We start from the raw sequence: 25,485 nt of genomic DNA on the forward strand, positions 1-25,485 counted from the left end.
CCTCGTTTACGTGACGACATTGATTGTCACCCTCCCGGCAACGGCCTTGCGCCGTATTGCCGTCATCCCTGCTCCGATTACTGACCTGTATGGCGGCCTGTGGGAAGGGCGTGCTGTGCTGGACGGTGGATATTCGCTGGATTGGGACCTGCGCGGCTGGCCTTTGTTCGCTGCACGCGGGGTCGCGGACTGGACCCTGCAAGGGCCCGATACCCAATTGACCGGCGTCGCGACCTTTACCCCAGCATCAATAAGCGCGGCAGATATCGTGGGACGGATCGGGCCCGGTTTGGTCGACCTGATCCCCGGGGCCGCATTGAAAAACTGCACGTCGCAGGCCGTCGTTGATGTGCAGCGGATGAGCTGGCGCAAGGGTGCCGCTGCTGCTGCGGGCGCGGTTCTGATCAGCGAAGGGCGATGCAAAGATCTATTGGGACGCGACACAACAGTGCCGCAGATGACGCTGGACCTGACAACCGAAGGCCGCGACGCCCAAGCCCTGTTGAAGGACCGTGACAGCACGCTGGCCAAGGTCACGGTAACAGGGGAACGGCGGCTGATCGCGCGTATTGAGCCCGAAGGCGCCGTGCTTGTGCCGGGCATGCCGACGAGCGGGCCGATGATCATCGAAATGCCATTCTAGTTCACCAGATTGTTGAGGTTAACGATCGGCAGCAGGATTGAGAGCACCAAAAGCATCACGATTCCCCCCATGATCAGCAGTACGGCCGGTTCAACCAGTGCCACCAGTGCGGCTACCAATGCATTCAGATCGCGCTCCTGATCGTCAGCCGCGCGGGTAAGCGTTGTCCCCAGCACGCCCCCCGCTTCGCCACTGGCGATCATCGCGATCAGCATCGGGGGGAAAACTTTGGCATCGTCCAGCGCCCGTGACAGCGATGTTCCTTCGCGTACGCGTGCCGTTGCTTGCGCCACTTTTTCGCGGATGTGCAAATTCGGCACAGTCTGCGTAGCAGCGGTCAAGGCATCAACAAGCGGCACGCGACTGACGGTCAACGTCGCCAAGGTACCCGCGAACTGCACCGAGTTTGTCTTGAGAGAGAACCCCCGCGTCAGCACCGAACGCGATAGAAACCAATGCCAGCGCAGCCGCATCGCCGGTTGTCGCAGCAGGCTGGCCCCGCCAAGGATGATGGCAGCGAGCACGCCTAACATTACAATCCCCCATGCGTTGATAAAATCGCTTACGGTGATTAACGAACGGGTCAGGAACGGCAGCTCCGCCCCGCGAGAGGTAAAAACGCGCACAATGTCAGGCACGACAAAGGTCAACAGCGCGACGATTACCGCAAGCGAAACGACGGCAAGGATGGCGGGATAAAGCAAAGCAAGCTGCACCGTCTGCCGGTTCTTGGCGCGGGTTTCCACGAAGCCGGACAGATGTTCCATCACTTGGCCAAGCTGCCCCGAGGTTTCCCCCGCCGCGACCGATGCGCGGTAGAAGTCGCCGAACACCTGAGGATACGCGCCAAGCGCCTGCGCAAAGCTGCGCCCCTCGAGCACTGAGGCGCGTAGGTTCAACAACAATGATGTAACGGCAGGCTTGTTCTGCTGGTCTGCCACTGTCTTGAGCGCTTGTTCCACACCGATCCCCGAACCGATCAGCGTGGCAAGCTGCCGGGTCAGTAGGGTCAACGCGCGGCGCGAAATCTTGGCCCTGCCAAAGCCCGCCCCCTTCGTCGCCTTCCCCTTCTTTGCAACTGTTGGTTCAACCGACAGCGGCGCGAGGTTGCGCTGGCGCAGACTGCTGCGTGCGGCGGCGGCACTTGCGGCCTCTATGATCCCCTTGGTCGACTTGCCCGCGGGCGTCATCGCTTCATAGGCATAGGCTGGCATTATTCATCCTCTTGTGATGCGGCAAGCGACACGCTGGGCTGCGGCGGGGCACCGTCGTGGATGGCGCGCGCGACTTCCTGTGCAGTGGTGAGGCCCAAACGCATTTTGGCGATGCCGTCGTCCAGAATGCTCGGGCCGCGATCCCGCGCCGCGGCGATCAATTCTGCCTCGGATTGTCCTTCGTGCATCTTGCGTTCAAGCGCGCCGTCGACCTCGATAATTTCATATAACGGCAAACGTCCGCGAAAGCCGCTATCTTGACAGGTATCGCAGCCAAGCCCTTTTCTGACGATCTCTCCTGGCTTTATCTTATGCCCCAAAAGATCGCTTTCGGCCTGCGTGATTTCGTGGTCCCCCAGACAGTCGGTGCAATTGCGCCGCACCAGGCGCTGCGCGATCAGCCCGCGCAGCATAGGGGCCAGCAAGAAGCGTTCGACGCCCATTTCGACCAGTCGAGAGACGGCACCGATGGCCGTGTTGGTGTGCAAAGTCGAGATGACCAGATGCCCGGTCATGGCGGATTCCACGGCGATCTGTGCCGTCTCGCGGTCCCTAATCTCGCCGACCATAATCACATCCGGATCTTGCCGTAGAATGGCGCGCAACCCTCTGGCAAAGCTAAGATCGGTCTTGGCGTTGACCTGCATCTGGCCAACGCCGTCCATCGTATATTCAATCGGGTCCTCGACGGTCATGATATTGCGCTGCCGGTCGTTCAGCATATCCAGACCAGCATAAAGCGTCGTGGTCTTGCCCGAACCGGTCGGGCCAGTCACCAGCACCATGCCGTCGGGCAGCGCCAGAATACGTTTCAGCACCGTATTATCGCGATCCGACAGGCCAAGATGGTCAATCCCGCGCAGTGTCTGCCCGCGGTCCAAAAGACGCAGCACCACGCGCTCGCCAAATTGAGAGGGGATCGTCGAGATGCGCACATCAAGGTCATACCCACCGACCCGCAACGACACACGGCCGTCCTGCGGAAGGCGCTTTTCAGCGATGTCGAGTTTGCCCATCACCTTGATCCGGCTGACGAGCAGCGGCGCGAGCGCCCGTTTCGGGCTGATCACCTCGCGTAGAATGCCGTCGACCCGAAAGCGCACCAAAAGCCGCCGCTCTTCGGTTTCGATATGTACATCAGACGCGCCTTCCTTGACCGCCTCCAGCAGCAGGGCATTGATCAAGCGCACCACTGGCGCATCGTCATTTTGGGCCAGCAGATCGTCTATCGAAGCGGCCGTGTCCGCCAATGAGGCCAGATCATCGTCTGCATCTGCGGCCACTTGCGCGGCCTCGGACGCGGAATCGCGGTAGATCGTGCCAAGGGCCGCTTCAAATTCGCCAGCCGATATTTCTTCGAATGTCACAGCCGCGCCAGATACGCGTTGCGCTTCGATCAGGGCTTCGAAAGAGGCATCATGGCGGTATTGGCAGCGCGGCTCTGCGCGGTCTTCAGAGACAGGTAATAGAATGACCCCTTGGCTTTGCGCGAAACCATAGGAAAGGCGGGTCTGGGTGCTGGCATTGGTCATTGCGACGATCCCAAGAGTAAACGCGCCGAGACACGACCCGGTGCCGGGCGTCGATCCACCTCGAGCGCCTCTACCTTCACGTCGTGCTGCGCTTCCAGATCAGAGAGCCACAGCAATATCGTCGCAAAGGGCGTATCATCCAAAGTGACCCGAATGCTGTCATTTTCAGGCTCAATGCGCCGCAGGGTCAGATTTGCCGCGGATGCCGAGGTGGTGATCCGCGTGGCGAGAGGCGTGTCGTTGAGCGGTGCCACTGCCACGATCGTGTCGAATGACGCAAGCGCAGCTGTGTCCTGAACAAGGCGAAACGCCAGAATATCTGCGCGTGCTTCGGCCTGCGCACGTTGCAGGGGGGCCCAAAGGAATTGATAGCCCGCAACCACGATGGCGAGGGGCAGCACAATGCTCACCAGACGCTTTTCACGCGGGTTGAGCGCGGCAAAAGCTTTCATCCGCTATCCCCCCGCGCGATCCGCATTTCGACCTCTGCGCCGCCATCGCCCGCTGTGGCGGCACCGCTGCGCACAGCGAAGCCTGACGCCTCTAGGGTCTGTTCGATGCCTTGCAGGTCATCCAGACCAGGGCCCTGCATGAGCACCACCAACGTATTTTCGGTTGCGCCCCATGCCATGCGCCTGAAACCAACCGGCGCGTCCGTCAGCACGCGTGAGATATCGCTGAGCAGGGGCAAAAAGCTGCTTTCCGTTGCAACCACCTGCGCGGGCGTCAGGCGTGCCAGAACGGGGCCGACCTCTCGGGTTAGGGTCATGCCGGGCAGGATGTCCGATATGGCCAGCTCTGCGGCGCGGCGCTCTGTCTCGGCAACCTGAGAGAGGGAGCGCACGTTGAAAGCCGCGACGGCCAAATGCAGCACCAAGGCGGAAACCACGGCGGCGGCGGCCCATTTCCACGCAGCCAACCCCCGCGCTGCAGCGTTGCGCGGCCGAGCAAAACTAAAGGCCGCGTCCATCGGGTCCGGTGGCGGTGGGGCGTCCGACAGATCTTCGGCTGGAAGAGCATCGCCCAATGGTTCGCCGAGCGCACGCAATGACGGCCGGCCAGCGCGCTGCCACAAAAGCGGCAGCATATCCACATTTGCTGCAAAGCCCGTCCCGTCAGAGCAGCGCACAACCGCGCGATTGCCTTCTCTCCAGACAGCCCAAACGGGACCGGCATCGAACGGAGGCCGCGGGATCAGAAGATATTCGGGGAGGTGCGGCGCATCTTCCTGTGTTACCTGCGCCATCACATCATTGGACAAGACAAAAGCCAGATGATCCCCGGACGCGGCACCGGAAAGCGGGCCCTGGACGATCTGCACGGACTGCAGCGGGGCGGCGACCCGCTCTTCGACGGCAAAGGTGATCAGCGCCTGCCGTTGCCGCGCATTGGATTTGGGGACATGGACGATAAAGCTGCTGACGTGTTCTGCGCTGACCAGTCGGGCGGCCAGTCCATCGACCTGTGGGCAATAGAGTTCGGCGCGTGCAACCATGGCCAAATTTTTCGTCGTCAAAGGCACCCTTAAAGCAACAGACGCGGGCAGCCGTACAGGGCGCTCCGAGGCGTTTAAATCTGGCTTAATGCCTTGACTTATCACGAAAAATTACCTTTTCAATCGTCCCGTTGTTGCAATAGTATACGGAAAGCCACGTAACAGATAGGGAAACAGTTTCATGCGTCACTGGAAAAAGCTGCGGGGCCGCCCCGCGTCCCACCGCAGCCGCCGCGACGGTGAAGCGGGCGTAACTCTCATCGAGATGATGGTGGTGCTGGTCATTATCGCGCTGGTGGCGGCGATCATCGTGCCCAACGTTATCGGGCGTCCTGACGAGGCACGTGTGACCGTTGCGCAGTCGGACATCCGCGCGGTTGGCTCTGCGCTTGAACTTTACCGACTGGACAACCGCACCTACCCCACGACCGCACAGGGATTGCAGGCCTTGGCCGTGCGTCCCACCGCGCCGCCCGAACCCCGCAACTGGGTTGCGGGGGGGTATCTGACGGCTGTGCCGGTTGATCCGTGGGGGAATGATTACATTTACGCCTCGCCGGGTGCGAATGGTGGGTTCGATCTGGTATCGCTTGGGGCAGACGGTGCACCCGGCGGCGACGGGGTCGCGGCAGATCTTGCACATGGGCAGTTGCAGGCCAGCAGGTGAAAATCACGGCCACCCCTGCACGACACCAAGACGCGGGCGTAACGCTTGTTGAAGTGCTCGTGGTGTTGGTGCTGGTTGGGATTATGGCCGGGATTGTCGGGCTGAGCATCGGCACCGGATCACGGGGTGATATTGCCAAGCAAGAGGCCGATCTTCTGGTCGCCAGGCTCAATCGCGCAGCGGACGATGTGATCCTGACGGGGGTGCCGATGGGCTTCGTTTGGGGCGCAGAGGGATATAGGTTCGATGTCTATGACGGAGAGATCTGGGTGCCGCATCCTTTGCCCGTCCTGAAAGAACCGCATCTGCTGGCCGGTCGCACGCGGATCGCTGGAAGCGCTGGCACGATCGTCGTTTCCACAGATTCGCGCCCGTCCGAGGACAGCCCCTTGTCGCTTGAGCTGCGTGCGGGAGACGGCGCGGCGGAATATGTTCGGTTCGACGGCATCAGCGCGGCGCACCTTCAGGAGGTAGAATGACACGTCAGGACGATGCAGGATTCACGTTGATCGAGGCGCTGGTGGCGATGGCCGTCCTTGCCTTGGGCGCGGTATCGCTGCTGTCGGCCACGCAAGGGCATAGCAAACGCATCACCGAGCTGTCGGATCGGGTCGCGGCACGGTGGGCCGCCGAATACCGCCTTTCAGAAGTTCGAGCAGGCGTGCCAACCGGTGCCGAGCCGCTTGAGGTCTACGGCATTGAATTCGATCTCAACGTGACGCGCCGCCCGACGAACGATCCCGCGGTGCAGGCCGTCTCTGTCGACAGCGCCCTTTCCGGGACGGATCGGGTTTTGTATATTCTGGATGGATATGTCGCGGCAGGAGACCCGTTATGATGCGCTTTGATCATGGGGCCAAATGGCTTCGGTTGGGCGTAATCCTGACCGCCTTTTCCAGCGTGGCTGCGGCGGGTGCGGAAGCGACTTGGCATGTGCTGGGCCATGATCGCGTCATCCCCCCTGTCGCGAAGCTTCGGATCCCCGCACAAGAACCTGAAGCACCGCCCGATCTTGCGCCTGCGCTGGCTCTTGCGCCGTTTGGCGCTGCGGAAGTCGTGGTGGTAGATGCGCAGACCGCCGCGATTCCACAGGCCCTGATCTTGCTCGGGGTCATCGTGCGCGATGATCCGACCCGCTCGCTGGCGTTGCTGCGGTCAGACACAACCGAGGGCAACTACCGCATCGGCGATGAAGTCGTCCCCGGTACAACGCTTACCGCTATTTCACAAAACCATGTGACCGTGCTAACGAATGGCACCGAAAGCCGCTTGTATTTTGCTGGCGCGGATCTGGTCGCCGATGGTCCGCAGGTCCCCACCGGCGCAGAACGGCTGCTGGCGCTTATTACCTCTGGGCAGGGCAGTTCCATCAGTGAACAGGTGGATGCCGCTGCACGCGTTCAGCCCGTGACAACACAGGATTACATCGACATGTGGCGCGACCGCATCATCGCCAACCCCGCTGAGGTTCTGGATACGATTGGCTTGGTGCCAGGGGAAAAAGGCTATACCATCGCTGAAAAACACGACGTAGGCGTAAACCGCGCCGGTCTGAGAGCAGGTGACATCGTGACAAGCGTAAATGGTGAAAGCGTCGGCAATGTCGATCAGGATCGCGCGCTGTATGACGTGATCGCGGCCTCTGGCTTGGCCCGTATCGAAGTCGAAAGGAATGGCCGAACGATCGTTATGTCATTCCCGCTGCAGTGAATATCGCGCTTCGCCATATAGCGGCATTTGTCCTTGCAGTTTTGCTGATGTTGCCCGCTCCTGTGCGGGCTCAGGAAACCTTTGTCATCAACCTCCGAGACGCAGACATCTCTTTGCTTGTTGAACAGATTTCCGAGATTACCGGCCGCACCTTGGTGCTTGATCCGGGATTGGTAGGCGAAGTGACTGTCGTCTCCGCGGAGGCGCTGGACAGTGAAGGCGTCTGGTCGTTGTTCCAGTCCATTCTGCGGGTACGCGGATTTGTTGCCGTTCAGGCCGGATCGATCTGGCAAGTGGTCCCCGAGGCCGAAGCACGCACTGCGAGCGGACCCAATCTAGGCGAAGAGGTCACCGCCGGCAGCCAAGACTTCGTAACCGAGATGTTGCGCCTGAACCGACTGCCTTCTGCCGAGGCCGTGCGCGTCCTGCGCCCGCTCGTCGCGGAATCGGGCTATATCGAAGCCGTCGAAGATCCCAATGGCGTGGTCATTACCGATACCCGCGCCAATGTGGACCGGATCATGGCCATTGCGCGCAGCTTTGACGGGGATGCCCTTGTCCGCTCTGAGGTGCTGCGTTTTCGCAGCGCCGATGCGGTCACCGTCGGCAGCGCTATCCTAGAGGTGCTTGGCCAAGCGGGCACAGGCGCGCGCCTGTCCGTTGATGCAGGGTCCAATCTACTGTTGGTACGGGGCACGCCCGAAGACATTGCAGAAATTCGCAGCCTTGCCATCGCCATGGACGTCGCGCCGCGCAAAGACCCACGCGAAGCCGTCGCCACGACTGTTTTCAATCTCCAGTATGGCGACGCGCAGATCATCGCGGACATCATCAAAGGTACGGTGGGGGATGCCACTAACATCACCAACGCAGTTGCCGCCGACGTGGGTGCACAGACAGCCGAAGCCACTGCGGACGGGCAATTTGTACCGCTAAACCGCGTCGTCGCCCCTGACGCTGTCAATATCACCGCCTCTGTCGAAACCAATTCTATTGTCGTTCGCGGCACAGCGGCGCAAGTCCAGGAGGTCGGGCAACTTGTTCATGCCCTTGATGTCCGTCGCCCGCAGGTCATGATCGAAGCAGCTATTGTCGAAGTGTCCGGCGAGGTCGCAGAGCGGCTTGGCGTGCAATTGGGGCTTGGCCCGAATGTGCCAAATGGTGCAATCGCCGCCTCGAACTTCTCTAATGGGGGGGGCGTATCGCTGGGGTCCGTGCTTGCTGCTGTTGGTGTACCCGCCGGATCGGCCTTGTCTACGGGGCTGACGCTTGGTGCCGGTGGCAATGACTTTGGTATTCTGGTGCAGGCCCTGTCTCAGTCCACGAGCGCGCGGCTTTTGTCGACGCCATCGGTCACGACGCTGGACAATGAACCCGCGACCATCGTGGTCGGACAGAACGTCCCCTTCCGGACAGGAAGCTTTGCCACCGACGGGAATACCGCGACCCCATTCACCACGATTGAGCGACGCGATGTCGGCATCACGATGAATGTCGTGCCCCGTATCACGGCCGGAGGTGTGGTTCAGTTGGTGATCGAACAGGAAATATCCAGCCTGACCAACGCCAATGTCGAAGGTGCTGCGGATCTGGTGACCAACCGGCGGGTGATCAACACAACTGTAATGGCCGACAACCGCGGAACGGTCGTGCTTGGCGGACTGATAACCGACGACCGGATCAATGGCAGCAGCAAGGTGCCCGGTCTTGGCGATCTGCCGGTGGTCGGTGACCTTTTCAAATCACGCAATGCCCGCAATACCCAGCGTACGCTTTTTGTCTTTCTAAGGCCCACAATCCTGCGCAGTCGTGAAGATATCACCGAAGCCTCTTCGCGCCGGTACAACCGCCTGAAAGCAGCCGACGCCACACAGCAGCCCAGAACGATCCTTAAAAAACAGGAAGTGCAGCAATTGCCGCTGGAAATTCAGGGTCTGTATTGATCCCAGCCGCCGCCCCCCAGCCACTAGGATGCTGCTACCGTGCAAAGGTGAGCGACGCCCAGTAGCTGACCCAGTCAAAATTTTCATGCTTTACCGGCAGCAACTTTACACTGTTGATCATGATTTCACCGCGAATGTCATCCGGAAGCGCCAATATGCCATCCGCATCCGTCGCCATATGCAGCGGTTCGGTCTCGGCCCCGGACGCAGCGTCCCGCGCAAACACCTGCACCGGTTGATTGGCGTTTGCTTCGCCATTCAAGAGCAGTTGAAAGCGGAGCGGTCCCTCCAAAGTGACGTAAGGGTTGTCCAGCGCTACCCATTCGTAAACTGCGCCATATGCATGATCTTGCCCCTTTTTGTCACCAACCCCCACCAAGGTCTTCGCGTAGCGGAAATAGGCTTCTCTGATGGGCTGATCTGGGCTGGTGCCAAAAACTTCGGCCCCACGCCCTACGGTTTCGGCAAATTCACGAAAATCGGCAAGCGTGTCATGCTTTAACGTGCTTGCATTTGAAACAAGCACAATAGCGTGCAGCCCGTTTTCGCCCGACTGGAGGCTCAGAGACGGATTGTCCTGACCGGTAAATGCCAGTTCTGTTTCGACGCCGTTTCTGGAAAATCGGGCCGAGCTGTACCCTTTGGGAATGAAAATATAGTCCTGACCGACAAATTCGGACCCGACGAATAGATCGGCTGCAATCGTTGACTTCGATTCGAAGGTATAGGCGCGGGGTTCAATCCAAAATTCATGCGCCAAGCCAGAATGGGAGGCCAGCAGCCATATTACAAAAGACTTGCTGTAAAGTGTCATGATCATACCGTCTCCAGGTTCAGCCAACCTTGGCGCAATGCGGGATGGAAGGATACTAACCAATTGGTGATGCGGGACCGAGTCTGAGATTTCTGGGCTATCCACAGGATGCCGCGCAACGGTTCTGATGCCGTCCGCGGTCATGTGAATGTCTCTGCTCAGCAGCTTCGTGCGCGTTCGGTGTACCTGTCCATTCATGTGTTCACGAGCACAGTTCTACGCATGCGACGGTGTCTCCGGCAGACGAGGTGCACTTGGATCCGCCACATGTCGCTTAGCAGCTCTGCGGCGATTTTCCTCTATCAAGGGTGGGGATGAAACTGCGCAAAAGTGAGGCGTATCGGCACTTTTGCCAACGGGGCAAATGAATGCACACAGAAGTGACCCGGCCCTCCCGAATCACTCGCAATGAATTGATAACAAACGATAATTATAAGAAGCCTGCGGTTGGAGGGTCAAAAGCATGCGCAGTGGGACCAAAAGCGTGCGCAACTCGGCTTGGACGCTGCAAAAAAAAGGCCCGCAAAAAGCAGGCCTTAAATGTCGTGGTCTCAGTGTATCAGCGCGATCGATCGAGCACTTGCAGCAGTATATCCTGATCAAAGCTGTCGCGATAATTCGGTACCGTGAACGGGGAATATCCTACCGGGGTCGAGTACTTCTGCGCGAACGCTTGTGAAAACTTGTCCTTCGAACAGTCCTTCTCACCGGCGACCTGAGATAAAGTGAAAGTTTCGATAAGTAGCTCGATAACCAAACCCCACCGATCGCAGCAAGAAAAGGAAAGTCGCTCAAGAAAGTCTTTTGTCGCCAGAGGGTCGAAGTTCAGTCCGGCTTTGTCGGCGTAGCTGTAAGTCAACTGGACCAGTTCTTCCATGTCAGCCTTGCTTCCAAGGTTAATGCAATCGAAGCGAACTGTCCGAAGTAGAAAAGCCAGTTGTTCCTCCTTCGCAATGTGGCTGGAAAGGCTCGGAATCCCCGACAAAATTAGCATGAGAGGCCAGCGGGTCTCTTTCAAGAGCGTTTTGAAGCTGTCCAAGATTTGTTGGTTTGTCCGTTGGCCGTCATCCGTGAAGACATGCTGGCATTCATCGAAGTGTATTCCGACTACGCCCTGAAGCTCGGCATATTTGATGACCATATCCCAGATATCGGCTTGAGTACGGCGGCCTCTCAACTTGTAACCAAGCAGCTCCAAGATTTTTACACCCAGGTCCTTCCAAGTCACCTTGCCCGAAAGGATGCAATGTAGAATTTTGGCGGGGCGACCGTCAGGCATGACAACCGAACCATCGTTGAATTGGGTCAGTACCTTTTGGATTTCATGGGATTTTCCTTGGCGTGACTCGCCAATTACCAGAACGCCACGTGCTTCGAAGGGGTTACCTATCCGAGCTTTGGTATAATAGTCCGTCACGCAAAATGATAACGCGTCGAACAGTGACTCTGCCCGAGGGAACGGGAAATGGGCCTCCTTCAGCGGTGCGGAAAATTCTACCACCTCAGTTCTGACAAACTGGTTCATTTGAGTCCTTTCAGGTTTTTAGGGCGGGAAAGAGTTTGGACGGGTGCTGCAGGCTTTTTCGGGTGCTTTTGTTTTCCGGCCGTTCCGGCGGCCTCCGAAGTGCTCGATGGAATTTCGTGGCTCTGCAGGGCAGCCGAACTTTCAATCTCGAAATTGGAACTTTCAGTATTCTCGACGTTCATTGCCACGCCGTCGATCAAGGTGTCTTCACCGCCTATGCTGTAGACGCCGTCAGCCGCCTGTAGGTCGGTGATCTGGCCTGGTGGTGTCGTGCCGTAGAGGGGTTCCGCGGGAACTACCCGCGCTCCCGCGAAGACTGCTTTTGCCATAATTTTACATTCTTCAACGGTAGAATAGCTCCGCGACAGATTGTGCTCGACTCCGATGGCCGTAATTTTGTCATAGCGATGCGATCGTGTCCGCATGTGTTGATTGTCACCGAGAACTGACCCGGCAACTTTAGAAATTGTCATTGAGAATTGACCCATGTGCAACCTTGCCCCTGCTTGAATCAGCTAGGAGCTATTGGAGTGTTAGACATGGGATTTCTGAGGATTATTCGGAAATGGGCTCTGCGAGACAAGATGCCCATCCGCGAGATTGCGCGCCGGACAGGGGTGTCTCGCAACACGATCAAGAAGTATCTGCGGACAGGGATAGTTGAGCCCGAGTTCCAGATTTTGGACCGACCGAGCAAGTTGGACCCTTATGCTGATAAGCTGACAGGCTGGTTGCTGTCTGAGCAGCGTAAATCACGGAAGGAACGGCGAACGGCCAAGCAGATGCATGCGGATCTGGTTCAGCTCGGTTTTGATGGTTCATATGAGCGTGTCGCGGCCTTCGTGCGGAACTGGAAGGGCGAACGACAGCGTGCTCAACATACGACTGACCGTGGTGTTTTCGTGCCGTTGGTCTTTCAGCCAGGCGAGGCGTTCCAATTCGATTGGAGCGAGGACTGGGCCTATGTCGGGGGCGAGCGCCTCAAGCTTCAGGTCGCCCATATCAAGCTGTCACACAGCCGCGCATTTCTGGTGCGGGCCTATCGGCTGCAAACGCATGAGATGCTGTTCGATGCCCACTGGCATGGCTTTCGAGTGTTTGAGGGTGTTCCGGGGCGTGGCGTCTATGACAACATGAAGACAGCCGTCGACCGGATTGGCGTCGGCAAGAAGCGCGATGTAAACGCACGGTTCCTTGCGATGACCAGCCATTATGTTTTTGACCCTGAGTTCTGCAATCCCGCGGCAGGGTGGGAGAAAGGTCAGGTTGAGAAGAATGTGCGCGACGCCCGCCATCGGCTTTGGCAACTCATGCCCGCCTTTCCGAACCTCAATGCGCTGAATGAATGGCTGGAGGAGCGCTGCAAGCTTCTGTGGGCCGAAACACCGCATGGCAGATTGCCTGGCAATATTGCGGATGTCTGGGACGCCGAGAAGGCCGCGCTGATGCCACTGCCCACAATGTTTGACGGCTTTGTCGAGCAGAGCAAGCGGGTATCCCCCACTTGTCTGATAGCATTCGACCGTAATCGCTACTCAGTGCCTGCCAGCTTTGCGAACCGCCCTGTCAGTCTCCGCATCTATCCTGAACGGCTGGTCATCGTCGCCGAAGGCCATGTGGTCTGCACGCATGAGCGCATTATTGAACGCTCACACCGTCAGCCAGGGCGCGTTATTTATGACTGGCACCATTATCTGGCGGTGGTTCAACGCAAACCCGGCGCGCTGCGCAACGGGGCACCCTTCGTTGAGATGCCAGAAGGGTTCCGGAAGCTGCAGGATCATATGTTGCGTAGGCCAGGTGGTGACCGCGAGATGGTCGACGTCCTGTCCTTGGTGCTCCACCATGACGAACAGGCCGTGCTTTGCGCGGTGGAAATGGCGCTGGAGGCGGGCGTGCCAACAAAAACCCATGTCTTGAACCTACTTCACAGGCTGGTGGATGGCGCACCGATAGACCAGCCCGATGTGACCCCGCCTGCGGCCCTTTCTTTGAATAAGGAGCCCGAGGCCAATGTCGCACGATATGACGGGCTACGCACTACAGGAGGAACACGTCATGCGTCATGATCCCGCCGGCGCTGCCATCGTCATTATGATGCGCAGCCTGAAGATGCCGGGCATGGCACAGGCCGTGCAGGACCTGCATGAGCAGGGATCGCCCGCTTTCGATGCAGCGATCCCCATGTTGTCGCAGCTGCTTAAGGCCGAGATTGCTGAACGTGAGGTGCGTTCCATCGCCTACCACATGAAGGCAGCACGCTTTCCGGCATACAAAGACATCTCTGGCTTCGACTTTGGCACCAGCGAAGTCCGTGAAGCTTTGGTCCGCCAACTTCACCGATGCGAGTTCATGGAGGCGGCTGAGAATGTAGTGCTGATCGGGGGGCCCTGGAACGGGAAAATCGCATGTCGCTACCGCCCTCGGCATTCAAGCAATCGAGCATCATCGCAAGCGTGTGCGCTTCTTCTCCACGGTCGAGTTGGTCAATGCGTTGGAGCAGGAAAAGGCCCAAGGCAAGGCAGGAAAGATCGCCGAGGCGCTGGTGAAAGCCGATTCGTTGATCTTGGATGAGCTGGGATATCTGCCGTTCAGCGCTTCGGGTGGCGCGTTGCTGTTCCACCTTCTGAGTAAACTCTACGAGCGCACCAGCGTCGTTATCACAACCAACCTGAGCTTTAGCGAATGGGCCAGCGTGTTCGGTGATGCCAAGATGACCACCGCGCTCCTCGACCGCCTCACACATCGTTGCCACATTCTCGAGACCGGCAATGACAGCTATCGGTTCAAGGCCAGCTCGGCGACAGCCAAACAAAAACGAAAGGAGAAAGCGGCATTGACGCCATCATAAAGCAAAGAACATAACAACTGGGTGGGTCAAGTCTCGGTGAAAATGCCGGGTCAGTTCTCAGTGACAATCAACATCAGGAGACCGAAGCGTTTGAAACCCTGGCTGATTGGGCAGGCCTTAATCTTCAACAGAAGGATGAAATGCTCTCTTGGACCGGAATCCGGGCCGGGAATGTAAGGATGCAGTTCCGCGGAGGGTTGTTTGTGTCACGGGCGCTGTGCAATCCGGTGATGAGGGGATGTCCGGTTTGTCTTCGTGAGGATGCAGCCCGCCATGGCGGCCCAGCGACTGCGGCCATGATCATGCGTGGGGACTGGCAGTTGCGGGAGGTCGTCTCTTGCGTCCGGCACCGCCACCCTCTGGTTCCCCTTTGGAAATCTGACAAGCCCCGGGAGCGATATGACATCCGGGCCCGCCTTCTCGAAATTGAGGGGGAAATCTTAACAGGAACCCTTGATCAGCCAGAAATACCCCTTTTTGACTACGATCTATGGCTGGATGGTCGGCTTCAGAATAATCATGACGATACTTGGCTCAAGGGTCAGCCCCTATTTGCTATAACAACGGTTTGTCGATTGCTTGGGGAAGCCCTTCTGAAGAAGGATCAACTCGAGGAGACGCCTGTCAACAGTACTGAGCATGCTGCGGGGTTCGGTGTCGTGCGGCACGGAGAGGCTTTTATCAGACAAACTCTCGACCAGATTGCTGCGTCGACCACTGGGCATCTTGATGAACCAAATAAGGCCTTCGGTGCGATGTATCAGGCCTTCAACGGAACTAATGCGGTGGAGGATGGATTTGCCCCGTTCTGTAACATCTTGCGAGAGTGCATCCTTGATCACTGGCCCATCGCGCCAGGCGACACCCTACTGGGAGAAGTTGTAGAAGAACGCCGCCTGCATTCCCTCGTCACAGCGGCGAAAGAGATCGGCATCGGTGTGCAGGTTATCGAACACTTTCTACTCGAAGTTGGCGCTCTGCCCGAACAGGATGATCGCCCGTGGAGCCGCCGCGTGTTCGACGCGCAGGCGCATGCCGAGCTGTTGGCAGAGATCCCCACCCTTGTAGGGCCTAAGGTCATGCGTGGAACCATGGGAGCGACATTACATGAACTTAGGGCACTGGAGGATGAGGATCTTCTGATTCCCCGCACACGCATCGCCAAGGTCAAGAACCCATGGCGGACTTCGGACGGGACAGCTTTTGTCGCAGAACTTCTAACCGGGGCGGTCCCCGTCGTAGAGGCAGACAACAGTTGGGAAAACCTGCTCTTTGCCCGCAAACGGTCAGGGTTACGACTTTCGGATCTGATTCAAGCGATCCGAGAAGGACAGCTATCGGTAGGGCATCGGATGGGGGTTTCAGGCTTTCATGGGATCGTCGTCAACAATTGCGAGGTCGATCTCCTCGCCTCAACGCTCTTAACGCCCAAGAAACCCATCGAGATGAAGCCCCCTGGTAAAATAAGCGCTGCCGAATTCGGTCGCACCGTCGGGCTGCGAGATCATGGAAGCTTCATTGCGTTGGTCAAGGCTGGCCAAACACCTGCGTTGTGAACCGCCCCGATTTTACCGGAGGGTGCTTTGTTCAACGTCAGGCTACTTTATCGAGTGTGTTTAGATTTGCATAGAATACCTCCTCTGCTTCTGCGGGTGTGATGTATCCGATGGGACCGAATAGCCGACGGTTGTTATACCAATCGACCCATTTCAGCGCTTCCCATTCGACTTCGCGCCTCGATTTCCATGGACCGATCTGGTTGATGACCTCTGTTTTGAACAGGCCAATGACGCATTCAGCGAGGGCATTATCATAGGAATCGCCGACTGTTCCAACCGATGGATCAATACCGAATTCGACAAGGCGCTCGGTATACTTGATCGAGAGATATTGCGATCCACGGTCTGAGTGGTGAACCAAGGTATTGTTATCAAGTGTTTTTCTTTGCCAGATTGCTTGATCCAAAGCGTCGAGAACGAACTGCGTCGCCATTGAGGTCGATACGCGCCAGCCAACGATCCGGCGCGCAAAGACATCGATGACGAAAGCGACATAGACCGTTCCCGACCACGTCGGGACGTATGTGAAGTCAGAGACCCAGAGCTGGTTAGGCCGATCTGCTTTGAACAAGCGGTTTACCTTGTCGTCAGGGCACGGCTGGGAGGTGTCCGGATTAGTCGTGACAACCTTTTTACCCCGAACTACGCCCTTGATGCCCAAATTGCGCATCAACCGCTCCACCGTGCATCGTGCGATCTCCTGATTATCGCGCAGTAAGACATGCCAGATCTTCCGCGCACCATAGAGCTTGCGGTTCTCTTCCCAGGCCGCATTGATCTTGATGCACAGATCAGCGTCAGACTTCGCCCGGGCTGAAGCCCGATCAGGATCACGCGCGATGGAGCGCCGTTCATAATAGGTGGACTGGGCGATTTGCAGCATTTTGCACATCGGCTCGACCCCGAACTCACCGCGATGTTCTTCAATGAAAGCAGTCACTTGCGAAACGGGCGGTCGAGCTCCGCCTGGGCAAAATACGCTGATGCTTTCTTCAGGATCTCATTGACCTGCCGGAGTTCGCGCACCTCGCGCTCCAACTCCTTGATCCGCGCTTTCTCGGCACTGGTTTGGCCAGGCCGTTCGCCGCCATCACGCTGAGCCTGCCGGACCCAAACGCGAAGACTGTCTGGCGAACAGCCCAATTTGCTTGCGATCGCTGTGAATAAAGCAGCTTCGCTACGATACTCATCGCGGTGTTCCATCGCCAACCGCACCGCACGTTCGCGGAACTCAGGTGAATACGGCTTCGAGGTCTTCTTGTTGTGTGACTGTTCCATAATGGGCAATTCTCCGAAAGTTTTGCCCTCCGGTAAACCCGGGGCGGTTCATTGCAATGCACGCACCCCCGCACGCAACGCATTCAATATCGGCTCCGCGCAGAAGATATTGCATCGTTCCGCCGGCGTTTCGTGACGCTGACCACGCTGATCGAGGAAACAGGGCTCCACCGCAACACGCTGAAAAGCCTTCTCGCAGCGTCCCATGTTAAACGCTTTGCGCCAAATGGTCAGGATTTTGGTCCCGTCTATTTGAGGTCTGAGACCGTCAAAGCGCTCAAGTAGCGGGATTATCGTCGACTGGTCCGATAGTGCGTGATGGTCTGTGTTTTACTGAGTAAATATTGCGGACTTCACGAAATATCATAAAGTTATTTCAATACAGTCACTTAACATAATACGCCAAAATCTCACAAATTTTCCTTGACAGGGGTGCGCACGAAAAATCATCGTTTTGCGCATACTTATGCCCCTTTGACAACTTTGGGGAATTGGCGAGCCGTGGAGGACTCGAACCCCCGACCTGAGAATTAGAAGTTCCCTGCTCTAATCCAGCTGAGCTAACGGCCCGCACTTTGTGTTGAGGGTTTCTGTCGAGGCCCTCAACATTGTCAATGTTGGCAGGCTTGCGACATGCCTACCATCAAAAAAAATTCGTTCCGTTTCAACAGCATAGAAACATGAAAGTGCTCGATGCACCATCTTGCTTCAATCCAATTGGAAAACGCGGACGCATTTGGGGAGCTTATCCGCTTGATGCTAACGCGTGTCAATACGCGGTGGCTACTTGTGCCGCCTACCGCCTTGGTATCACATGGTCTAAGCGCGTGCCCTTCAGGGGGCTACTTCTACCTTAATGCCGCTAAGCCTCCGGCATCAGGCGATTTTCGATGCCTCCTATTGATGCGCTAAATGACAAATGGCACATGGCACAGCTAATGTCGTTTCAACAGCGCGTAAGTTAAGGGCTTGTCCGAGGTATGTAAGGCGTTGACCGACAAACGATGCACCCATTGAACCGCGCCTCTCCCTCAGGAGATAGCGCACGACCGACACCAAAGATGAAATCTGCTAGTGCGCTGTTGTCATGCGCCCCCAGAATTATTCACCTGCCGATATGCCGTCTAGCGGTTCAAGCATCCCCTCAGTGACCTGAGTGCCAAGCATTTTCTTGGCGCCCAACCGTCGACGATCCCAGGTTATCCCAGATCGTACAACGCGCGCAGGCACCCCAACCGCAAGAGAATGCGAAGGGATCGCCCCCATCACCATCGACCGGCTGCCGATAACGGAATGCTGCCCAATGAGCGCTCCCTTCATGATCCGTACCCCTTGGGCCAGCCAAACATGATCGCCGATCTCAATATCCTGCGCTGGGTTCAGCCGCGCACCTGTCTCAGCATCAAGAATAGAGTGCATGTCGCTAACATCCATCATGATGTCCCCTGAAAACATGCAGTCCTCGCCGATCGTGATGGTCCCCGCTTCATGCAGACTGAGATGCGCCATCATCGTGGTGGTACAGTCACCGATTAAAATAGATGTGTTCCGCGCGCGGCATCGAAATGATCCCGCGAGACGGCAATTCGCGCCGATACGTATCACGCTATCGTGGTTTCGCATCTCGACTAGGCCGGCAGAAATGACAGTCTCTTCGCCGATAATCACGTGATTATTGTTCCCATGGAAAACGATGCGCGCCCCACCAGAACACGCAAAATTTGGGGCAATATCTACCTGATTATTATGGCCGTTATCCATCACGGATATGCCGCCCTGCGATCCGCCCACCCAGGCTACCTCCATCCGATGCGCCTAACATTTACCTCAAAAACCAGAATAAAATTAACCTCTCCTTAAGGGCGGGCATGCTGAATTAGCCCTCGATATCTACAACATAGAATCGAAAAGATTGATTTTGTATAAACAGCTCAAAGCCCTTTTTGCCCGATACATCGCCGCCCATTTGCAGGCTGAGGGACGGCCAGTGTCTATCCTTGGCCCAACGGGAAAGGTCGTCGGTGCCATTGACGTTCTGCATGTCAGCTCGGGCAGCATCAGACTGGCAGGCTGGGCCTTTGCAGACGACATTGTTCTGCACATGAACGGCATCAAAGTGAGCACAAAAGCGGACTTGCCGCGCGAAGATGTTGCGCGCGCCCATGGCGCTGGAAAACATGTCGGATTTGATTTCACGAGTCCGCTCGGCCCCACGCATTTACACGAGATAAACCGCTTCGGAGCGGAGTTTCACCATTGCCGCGGAGCAGAAGCTCCAATTGCCAAAAACCTTATCTTTGTGCGACTTTGGTGGGCAGAGTCACGTCTGTTGTTCTCATTTTTTGTGTCATTGATCCTGCAGCTCCCCGCTTTTTTAAAATGGCGCATCTCGCGCGATCCCTCACTTCGATCTCAGATCAAGAGGGGCTTGGGACTCTGCCCTATTCCTCGAATGCGCGAGCTTGATCCGGACCTATTCCGTCCCAAGGCCGTTCCAACAACAAATACCGCGATAACAATAATTTTGCCGGTATTTAATGCCTATGATGTACTGAAAGAGGCGCTTCAACGCATCGTGACGAATACCGACCTGCAGTGGCGCATCATCCTTATCGAAGATTGCTCGACCGACAAACGCGTACTGCCTCTGCTTCGCGATTGGTCAGCAACTCACAAAGATCGAACGACTTTTATTCAAAACCCAGAAAATCTTGGCTTTATAAAGAGCGTGAACAAAGGTCTTAATTGCGCACGACGCTGGCCGGATACCGTAGTATTGCTAAACTCGGACGCTTTGGTGCCCCCGAAATGGGCTAGCCGACTTATTCAGCCCCTATACCATTACCCCCGAGCTGCCACCGCGACGCCCATGTCGAATGATGCCGAAATATTTTCGGCTCCGTTGATCTGTGCGCCTCAGAATCTTGGCTTTGGACAAGGTGACATTATTGATGCGACAGCGGCAAGACTTAATCCTGAAGCCTATACCACAGCCGCACCGACAGGAGTGGGGTACTGTATGGCGATAAACCCTAAATACCTAAAAAAGGTGCCTCAACTAGATACCTCTTTTGGCAAAGGGTACGGCGAAGAGGTTGATTGGTGTCAGAAGGTACGAGCGGCAGGCGGACTGCATTACTGCGCAATTAACCTATTCGTAGAGCATCGTGGGGGGCAGAGCTTTGGCTCGGCAGAAAAATTGCGCCAAATTTTAAAAAACAACGCGCTTATATCCAAGCGCTATCCTCTTTACGACACCGACGTCCAAAACTTTATCAAATCGGATCCGCTCGTTTCGCCACGCATCGCATTGGCGCTGGCCTGGATAGCGGCTCAAAATACCTATCCGGTGTCAATTTACTTCGCGCACAGTATGGGCGGCGGTGCCGAAGCATACCTCCAGCATCGAATAAAATCCAAACATCACGCTTTAGATCGCGCTGCTATTGTCATCAGAATGGGCGGAAAGATGAAATGGCAGATCGAACTACACTGTCGGGATGGTATCATCTCTAGCGGCACGAACAATCTCGACTATATTGTTGAGCTTCTTCGGCCTTTAAAGCAGCGAAAGCTCGTTTACTCTTGCGCTGTGGGGGCACGCGATCCGCTCGGCGTTCCGAGATCCATTTTACATTTAAGTCAAAATGGAAAGTATAAACTAGAATTTCTTTTTCACGACTATTTTCCAATTTCTCCGGCTTACACACTTACTAATGAAAATGGCATATATATTGGCCTGCCGAAGGTCGATGAAAACGCAATAGTTTCGGATGGTGTGCATGTTAGCATCGAGCAATGGCAGAACGAATGGGCGCGACTTTTAGAGACATCTGATGAAATATCGGTGTTTTCGAACAACAGCAGAGATATCGTTTGCAAAGCATATCCTGAGCATAGGTCGAAGATAAAGGTCAAACCGCATAAAATGCTACAGCCGGTTCCGCTGATCAAGCGCCCTGAAGGTCAGATACGCCGTGTCATTGGTGTCTTAGGTGATATCGGGGTGCAAAAAGGCGCAATGATTATAAGTCGATCAGCAACCTCAATTGAGAAGCTTGGGATTGGCCTTGTAATCGTTGGCAATTTCGATCCAGCCATACCTCTCCCGCCCTCCGCTCGGATTCACGGAAGCTACAGTGTTTCAGATCTGGGGAAAATTGCGGGTCAATATGATCTAACAGATTGGTTGGTTCCCTCGGTGTGGCCAGAAACCTTTTCATTCACCACGCATGAAGCGTTGGCGACTGGTCTGAACACCCACGCCTTCGCTATCGGGGCTCAAGGCGAGGCCGTTGCCAAGGCGGAAAATGGCTATGCCGTCCCTTATTTTACCGAAAATGATTTAGCTAAAACCCTACTATCTCATATTGAAACTCATATCGTCAAAAGGTGGGCGCTGGCCTCATGACACAAGTCAGCGTTTCCCTCTCTTCATTCCGTAAACGTGGTATTGAGGTGCTTAGCCGTGGCGCACCTACGATAAAGCTACCCCAACACACCGTATTGGAGATCCCGACAAGTTTAAAGTGGACGCAGTATGAACATTCTCTCGAAATGGGCGCGTTCTCTTATCAGGTTTCGGGATACTGCTTCGCCGGCCGGATAGGTCGCTATTGCTCCATGGGAGAAAACGTACAAATCGGGCGCCAAAACCATCCTATGAATTGGGTCTCGACGAGTCCCGCCTTATATCTTGGAAATAGAATATTCGACCTAGATGACGGGTTCGAAGCCGCAGAGCAATATCACAGCTCTCGGCTATCACACACCAGGCCTCCAACCAGAGTAAAAGTAACTACGATCGGAAATGACGTCTGGATTGGGCACGGGGCGTATATCGCCGCCGGGGTGACTGTTGGCGACGGGGCGATAGTAGGGGCCCAATCGGTCGTAACACGCGATGTCGCCCCCTATACCGTCGTCGCAGGGAATCCGGCCACTATAAGACGTATGCGCCTTCCGCCAAGCCTTATCAGTGTCTTACTGAGATGCCGCTGGTGGCAATTCGCGCCCTGGCAGATCGATCATCTCGATCCGTCGAACGTGCTCGAATTTAGCAAAGGGATACACAGCATGTTGCGCCAAGTAAAACCATGCACTCCAGAAATAGTGGACTTACGGACAGGTAGCGCTCTATGAAAAAGATTGTATTTTTACATATCCCTAAAACTGCCGGACAATCAGTGCACGCCGAGCTATCCAGAATTTATGGAAAACTCAGAACGTCTCCTATTCGGGTGCACAATCAAGCCGGTCAAAATCAACAGTTTCCCGTTGGATTTGACCTCTATTCCGGGCATCTAGATTGGCACTATCCCACTCAGCTTGGAGAGAATGTCTTTTCTTTCACCATTTTGCGCGAACCGTATGAAAGAATAGCATCGTTTTACTTCTATCTCCGCGAAAAAGCACACCATGCTTCAGAGAGCATGCTTTCATCGCCCGAGCATACCGGATTGCGCCGCGTCAAAAATTGGACGCTCGACGATTACTTTTTTGGAGGGGACGTTGCTTGGCAGAATTTTATCAAGGATCACTACGATAATTTTTACTGTCGTTATATGGCAACCGGCAGAGTCCGCGGCGCAATCCAAACTGCCGGTATTTCCAAAGATGCGCTTATTGAGCGCGCAATCAACAGAGCTCGAACGCTGACCCGCATCTACCAGCTAAGCAATCTTAATTACTTGGAGGAAGATATTTATACGTTAACAGGGCATAAAGTTTTCATTCAGGACACGCGTGTCAACGCTGGCCCCAAAGCCATTCGAAGGACCAGGTGGCAGGATCTCATGGCGCTAACTAACGATGAAACAACACAGACGCGATTAGAAGCCTTTGCCAATACCGACGTCGCCTTTGTAAAACGGCTGGGCGATGAACGATTATTGATCTAAAATTTCTTACAGCCATCCACAGCGTGCGAACAGGTTCAAGGCAATATCACCAACATAGGTTTGTCTGTAGATCCCCATTGAATTCAGGGTTGGGCGCCGCCTAGTGTTACATGTCATCCTCCAATCCAAAAATCTAAGCAACTTCCCTCGAGCCGGTGCATCTAGAACCGAGCTCAAACGAAGCATAGCCGACGCGTTGGAATCGACCCAATTCGCAAATTCACCCTTCGCAATGTGAACCAACCGATGCTTCAGATGGCTGACCGGTGCACCCATCACGTTTGCATTATGTTGTCGATATAATATGCTGGGCTTCCTATCGTGGATGACGCTAAATCCCGCTCCCGTGAGTGCTTGATACATCCACCAATCGTGAAAGGGAATTTCAGCATTCGCCGTGGTATACAAAATACTGCGAAGGTAATCCGTTACGCCGGGGGGGCAAATAATCGTATTTCCCCTGAGACAATTTTGAACAATTGAATTTCCGAAGAGACAGGGTCGCATAGGCTCAGGAGACACTCCAATACCTGATAATTTAGCGTCAACGTAAAAACTTCTACTGCTATAGACATGGGAGTTCTCACGATCTTTAAGAAGCTTCACTCCACGCGAAATTTTATGCGGCAGCCAGACATCATCTTGATCGCAAAATGCGACCCATTGTCCTGCTAGCTCTCTTTGCGCCAATAGATAAAAATAGTTCGCAGCCACTCCGACATTCGGCCCCTTGAGTAGGCGAATGTCATATTCAGGCGTATTGGATCGAAAATCTAATAACCCCTCCCACGTGCTATCGATCGAACTGTCATCGCTAATCCAAAGGCTCCAATCGCGATGATTTTGCCGGCGAATTGATGCTAGTTGATCCGAAAGGAACGCACCCGCGTTTTTTGTCCCCATTAAAATATGAACATGCGGTTGGTTCATTCCATATTCCTGTAAAGTTCTACTTTCTTTCTTTGGACTATCTTGCAGCGATTAATAAATCATGAGGATTATTCAGTTACTCCCCTGGTTATGAACCAATCAATCGCCCAGGCAGCGGCAAATTTACGGTCCCACGCGGGCCGCAAGGAACGAAAGCGTCAGGAGCGTGAAGAGGCGCTCGCGCGTATAGAGAAGCAGCGCCGCAGAAAAGTGCGCGCAATCAGGGCTCAGGAAAACAGCGCAGATGCGGCGGCCCAGCCGAACGTGTTGCCTCTACCGCCCCCCCCCATTGCTGCGCCTGTGCCGAATGCGCGTCTTCAACTACGGCATCGCCTTGCTTTTGTAAGTTTCGTGCTCTCGGTTTTAGGGTCTAGCCTTTTGGCTTCATGGTATCTTTGGGAACGCGCCGCGGACCGCTACACCTCGGTGTCGGGGTTTTCGGTTCATACCGAAGATATGAGCTCGGCTATTGAACTTCTGGGTGGTGTGGCGAACCTATCAGGCAGTGGCGCTGAGTACGAGGAGATGCTCTATCAGTTCATCAAAAGCCAAGAGCTCGTCTCGCGAATAGATAAGACCCTAAATTTACGCCACTTATGGTCCACTTATTCCACGGAAATGGACCCGATTTTCGGATACCATTCCCCTGGCACCATTGAAGATCTGACCAAATACTGGGGACGAATGGTCAGCGTTTATAGCGATAGCAGCAGTGGACTGATCAGCCTCAAGGTTCAGGCCTTCACTCCAGAAGATGCGCAGGCCATCGCAACTGAAATATTTCAGGAAAGCTCCAATCTAATTCATAAGCTGTCGGCTATTGCACGTGAAGACTCGACCAAACACGCGGAAGAAAGTTTGCGCCTAGCAGCACAGCGGCTTAAGCTCACCCGGCGCGCTCTTTCAGATTTTAGAATTAATAATCAAATTGTTAGCCCGGATTCGCCTCTTCAAATCCAAACGGGGCTTCTATCATCCCTAGAAGCGAAAATGACAGAGACCCTGATTAGTTTAGATATGCTTAATCAGACTACTAACAATACGGATCCCCGCGTCAGACATGCAGAGCGAAGGCGCCAGGTTATCGCAGACCGCATCTCTCAAGAGCGAGAAAAACTGAACTATGGACAAAGTGCTCAACGCCCCGCCGGATTTGCCAAACTATTCGGGCAGTTTGAGAGCTTAAAGGTAGATTTAGAGTTCTCTGAACAGGCCTACCTAGCGGCGCGAGCTTCCTATGACGCTGCAGTTGCTGAGGCGCGCAGAAAGTCGAAATATTTAGCGGCACACATTCCGCCAACGCTATCAGAAACAGCAGCGCTTCCAAACCGCCCGTTCCTACTCGGAATGACATTTATCACTAGTTTCACGCTATGGACAATAGTAATGATGATTGTGTACTCGCTACGCGATCGGCGATAGCC

Annotated in this window: 23 protein-coding genes, 1 tRNA gene, 1 pseudogene and 1 other annotated feature; of the genes and pseudogenes, 14 read left to right on the top strand and 11 right to left on the bottom strand. The window is 55.5% G+C overall.

Features of this window, described 5'->3' with window-relative positions:
• Window positions 1–10 precede the first annotated feature (10 nt).
• Window positions 11–643 carry a hypothetical protein gene (locus GLP52_RS11720; protein ID WP_208596031.1) on the top strand — a complete coding sequence of 211 codons (633 nt, stop codon included), beginning with the start codon at window positions 11–13 and terminating at the stop codon, window positions 641–643.
• Here the strand turns inward: GLP52_RS11720 and gspF are convergent.
• Genes gspF through gspL form a run of 4 tightly spaced genes read right to left on the bottom strand, consistent with a single transcriptional unit; the run spans window position 640 to window position 4,905 of the window.
• Window positions 640–1,857, bottom strand: a complete 1,218-nt coding sequence (gene gspF / locus GLP52_RS11725) for a type II secretion system inner membrane protein GspF (RefSeq protein WP_237272476.1) — start codon at window positions 1,855–1,857, stop codon at window positions 640–642. The genes GLP52_RS11720 and gspF overlap by 4 nt on opposite strands.
• Window positions 1,857–3,389, bottom strand: coding sequence for a GspE/PulE family protein (locus GLP52_RS11730; protein WP_237272477.1), 1,533 nt, complete (start codon window positions 3,387–3,389; stop codon window positions 1,857–1,859). The genes gspF and GLP52_RS11730 overlap by 1 nt, the downstream gene beginning before the upstream one ends.
• Complete coding sequence (gspM, locus tag GLP52_RS11735; RefSeq protein ID WP_237272478.1) at window positions 3,386–3,841, bottom strand: type II secretion system protein GspM; 456 nt, start codon at window positions 3,839–3,841, stop codon at window positions 3,386–3,388. Before gspM ends, GLP52_RS11730 begins: the two co-directional genes overlap by 4 nt.
• Window positions 3,838–4,905, bottom strand: coding sequence for a type II secretion system protein GspL (gene gspL / locus GLP52_RS11740; protein WP_237272479.1), 1,068 nt, complete (start codon window positions 4,903–4,905; stop codon window positions 3,838–3,840). Before gspL ends, gspM begins: the two co-directional genes overlap by 4 nt.
• 160 nt (window positions 4,906–5,065) lie before the next feature.
• Here gspL and gspG point away from each other — a divergent pair, with 160 nt between their 5' ends.
• From gspG to gspD, 5 genes are read left to right on the top strand one after another with little or no spacing between them, the layout of a single operon-like run.
• A complete protein-coding gene (gene gspG / locus GLP52_RS11745) occupies window positions 5,066–5,551 on the top strand; it encodes a type II secretion system major pseudopilin GspG (RefSeq protein ID WP_237272480.1) in 486 nt (161 codons plus the stop codon).
• Window positions 5,548–6,030 carry a prepilin-type N-terminal cleavage/methylation domain-containing protein gene (locus GLP52_RS11750; protein WP_167354521.1) on the top strand — a complete coding sequence of 161 codons (483 nt, stop codon included), beginning with the start codon at window positions 5,548–5,550 and terminating at the stop codon, window positions 6,028–6,030. Before gspG ends, GLP52_RS11750 begins: the two co-directional genes overlap by 4 nt.
• A complete protein-coding gene (gene gspI / locus GLP52_RS11755) occupies window positions 6,027–6,389 on the top strand; it encodes a type II secretion system minor pseudopilin GspI (protein WP_237272481.1) in 363 nt (120 codons plus the stop codon). Before GLP52_RS11750 ends, gspI begins: the two co-directional genes overlap by 4 nt.
• A complete protein-coding gene (locus GLP52_RS11760; protein ID WP_237272482.1) occupies window positions 6,386–7,261 on the top strand; it encodes a type II secretion system protein N in 876 nt (291 codons plus the stop codon). Before gspI ends, GLP52_RS11760 begins: the two co-directional genes overlap by 4 nt.
• Window positions 7,258–9,204: a type II secretion system secretin GspD gene (gspD, locus tag GLP52_RS11765; RefSeq protein WP_237273546.1), complete on the top strand. Its 1,947-nt coding sequence runs from the start codon at window positions 7,258–7,260 to the stop codon at window positions 9,202–9,204. Before GLP52_RS11760 ends, gspD begins: the two co-directional genes overlap by 4 nt.
• Window positions 9,205–9,238: 34 nt before the next feature.
• On the opposite strand, the gene GLP52_RS11770 is transcribed toward gspD, so the two are convergent.
• The 3 genes from GLP52_RS11770 to GLP52_RS11780 all read right to left on the bottom strand — a co-directional run bounded on the left by GLP52_RS11770 (window position 9,239) and on the right by GLP52_RS11780 (window position 12,016).
• The gene (locus GLP52_RS11770) at window positions 9,239–10,024 is read right to left on the bottom strand and encodes a DUF4198 domain-containing protein (protein ID WP_167354522.1); all 786 of its coding nucleotides are present in this window, start codon (window positions 10,022–10,024) and stop codon (window positions 9,239–9,241) included.
• A 553-nt stretch (window positions 10,025–10,577) separates the two neighbouring features.
• Window positions 10,578–11,543: an ATP-binding protein gene (locus tag GLP52_RS11775; protein ID WP_237272484.1), complete on the bottom strand. Its 966-nt coding sequence runs from the start codon at window positions 11,541–11,543 to the stop codon at window positions 10,578–10,580.
• Window positions 11,540–12,016: a hypothetical protein gene (locus GLP52_RS11780; protein WP_237272485.1), complete on the bottom strand. Its 477-nt coding sequence runs from the start codon at window positions 12,014–12,016 to the stop codon at window positions 11,540–11,542. Before GLP52_RS11780 ends, GLP52_RS11775 begins: the two co-directional genes overlap by 4 nt.
• A gap of 66 nt (window positions 12,017–12,082) precedes the next feature.
• Between GLP52_RS11780 and istA the strand changes: the two genes are divergently transcribed.
• The 3 genes and pseudogenes from istA (at window position 12,083) to GLP52_RS11795 (ending at window position 15,950) form a co-directional block, all read left to right on the top strand.
• On the top strand, window positions 12,083–13,612 hold the full coding sequence (gene istA, locus GLP52_RS11785; protein ID WP_237273547.1) for an IS21 family transposase: 1,530 nt from the start codon (window positions 12,083–12,085) through the stop codon (window positions 13,610–13,612).
• Window positions 13,602–14,394 (top strand): annotated as a pseudogene (istB, locus tag GLP52_RS11790) (IS21-like element helper ATPase IstB). Before istA ends, istB begins: the two are co-directional and overlap by 11 nt.
• 98 nt (window positions 14,395–14,492) lie before the next feature.
• On the top strand, window positions 14,493–15,950 hold the full coding sequence (locus GLP52_RS11795) for a TniQ family protein (RefSeq protein WP_272903456.1): 1,458 nt from the start codon (window positions 14,493–14,495) through the stop codon (window positions 15,948–15,950).
• A 37-nt stretch (window positions 15,951–15,987) separates the two neighbouring features.
• Here GLP52_RS11795 and GLP52_RS11800 read toward each other — a convergent pair.
• Window positions 15,988–17,231 (bottom strand): IS3 family transposase gene (locus GLP52_RS11800; RefSeq protein WP_237272487.1). Its coding sequence is split into 2 segments (ribosomal slippage): window positions 15,988–16,928 and window positions 16,928–17,231, totalling 1,245 coding nucleotides; the frame shifts between segments, so codons are not numbered across the junction.
• Window positions 16,819–16,935: a sequence feature (AL1L pseudoknot), on the bottom strand. (Overlaps the previous gene by 117 nt.)
• A 132-nt stretch (window positions 17,232–17,363) precedes the next feature.
• On the opposite strand from GLP52_RS11800, the gene GLP52_RS11805 reads away from it, so the two are divergent.
• Window positions 17,364–17,516: a hypothetical protein gene (locus tag GLP52_RS11805; RefSeq protein WP_237273548.1), complete on the top strand. Its 153-nt coding sequence runs from the start codon at window positions 17,364–17,366 to the stop codon at window positions 17,514–17,516.
• A 207-nt stretch (window positions 17,517–17,723) separates the two neighbouring features.
• Here the strand turns inward: GLP52_RS11805 and GLP52_RS11810 are convergent.
• Both GLP52_RS11810 and GLP52_RS11815 read right to left on the bottom strand, forming a co-directional pair.
• A tRNA-Arg gene (locus GLP52_RS11810) sits at window positions 17,724–17,801 on the bottom strand.
• Window positions 17,802–18,332: 531 nt separating this feature from the next.
• Complete coding sequence (locus GLP52_RS11815; RefSeq protein WP_237272689.1) at window positions 18,333–18,992, bottom strand: acyltransferase; 660 nt, start codon at window positions 18,990–18,992, stop codon at window positions 18,333–18,335.
• Between the two features lie 151 nt (window positions 18,993–19,143).
• Between GLP52_RS11815 and GLP52_RS11820 the strand changes: the two genes are divergently transcribed.
• From GLP52_RS11820 to GLP52_RS11830, 3 genes are all read left to right on the top strand, one after another.
• Entirely contained in the window at window positions 19,144–21,642 is a 2,499-nt protein-coding gene (locus GLP52_RS11820; RefSeq protein ID WP_237273549.1) for a glycosyltransferase, read from the top strand.
• A gap of 251 nt (window positions 21,643–21,893) precedes the next feature.
• The gene (locus GLP52_RS11825) at window positions 21,894–22,373 is read left to right on the top strand and encodes a CatB-related O-acetyltransferase (RefSeq protein ID WP_272903457.1); all 480 of its coding nucleotides are present in this window, start codon (window positions 21,894–21,896) and stop codon (window positions 22,371–22,373) included.
• On the top strand, window positions 22,370–23,131 hold the full coding sequence (locus GLP52_RS11830) for a sulfotransferase family 2 domain-containing protein (RefSeq protein ID WP_237272489.1): 762 nt from the start codon (window positions 22,370–22,372) through the stop codon (window positions 23,129–23,131). The genes GLP52_RS11825 and GLP52_RS11830 overlap by 4 nt, the downstream gene beginning before the upstream one ends.
• Before the next feature lie 6 nt (window positions 23,132–23,137).
• Here the strand turns inward: GLP52_RS11830 and GLP52_RS11835 are convergent, their stop codons facing one another.
• Window positions 23,138–24,061 carry a glycosyltransferase gene (locus tag GLP52_RS11835; RefSeq protein ID WP_237273550.1) on the bottom strand — a complete coding sequence of 308 codons (924 nt, stop codon included), beginning with the start codon at window positions 24,059–24,061 and terminating at the stop codon, window positions 23,138–23,140.
• A gap of 90 nt (window positions 24,062–24,151) precedes the next feature.
• Here GLP52_RS11835 and GLP52_RS11840 point away from each other — a divergent pair, with 90 nt between their 5' ends.
• Window positions 24,152–25,483: a capsule biosynthesis protein gene (locus tag GLP52_RS11840; RefSeq protein ID WP_237272490.1), complete on the top strand. Its 1,332-nt coding sequence runs from the start codon at window positions 24,152–24,154 to the stop codon at window positions 25,481–25,483.
• The last annotated feature ends 2 nt before the right edge of the window (window positions 25,484–25,485 follow it).

The organism is Sulfitobacter sp. M22 (genome assembly GCF_021736025.1).
In the GTDB taxonomy this organism is placed as follows: Bacteria; Pseudomonadota; Alphaproteobacteria; order Rhodobacterales; family Rhodobacteraceae; genus Sulfitobacter; species Sulfitobacter litoralis.